This window comes from Oleiphilus sp. HI0061 (genome assembly GCF_001635675.1).
In genome coordinates, this window is sequence record NZ_LWFE01000724.1 from 1 (window position 1) to 446 (window position 446).

At 44.3% G+C, this 446-nt stretch carries 1 protein-coding gene; it reads right to left on the reverse strand.

All coding sequences use genetic code 11. The features are described from left to right. Positions 1–198 precede the first annotated feature (198 nt). Positions 199–446, reverse strand: a 248-nt coding sequence (locus A3735_RS09050; RefSeq protein ID WP_156499551.1) for an integrase core domain-containing protein, incomplete at its 5' end; no start/stop codon positions are given.

The window sequence follows — 446 nt, forward strand, 5'->3', positions numbered from 1 at the left end:
TAGTTCGCTCGTGTTCGCCTTCTGTTTTATCTATTTGCTGGTGATTGATCGAAAGCTATTTGAGGAAGAGGTGTTGGAGTCTTGGTTCATGAGGTTGAGATTGGTGATAACGCTTGTCGTTCTCGTTTCCTTGGTTTTTTCTGCAATGGTGTTTGACTGGTGAAACGAGTCAAGCAGAANGTGTTCTGCGCAACTAAATCAGGACACTTTTCTTAAAGAGTTTTCGTACTCGATTGGCGACATATCTTCGTTAGAAGTATGGAGCCGCTCTAAGTTGTAATAACGCATGTAGTCAGCCACATCATTTCTCATATGCTCTCTCGTTGGCTGGGGCACTTTCAAAACCCAGTCATGCTTTAAGCTTCCAAAGAACCGCTCCACAACAGAGTTATCCCAGCAAGCACCTACATCCCCCATGCTAGCTCTGATGCCATAATTACTCAGCA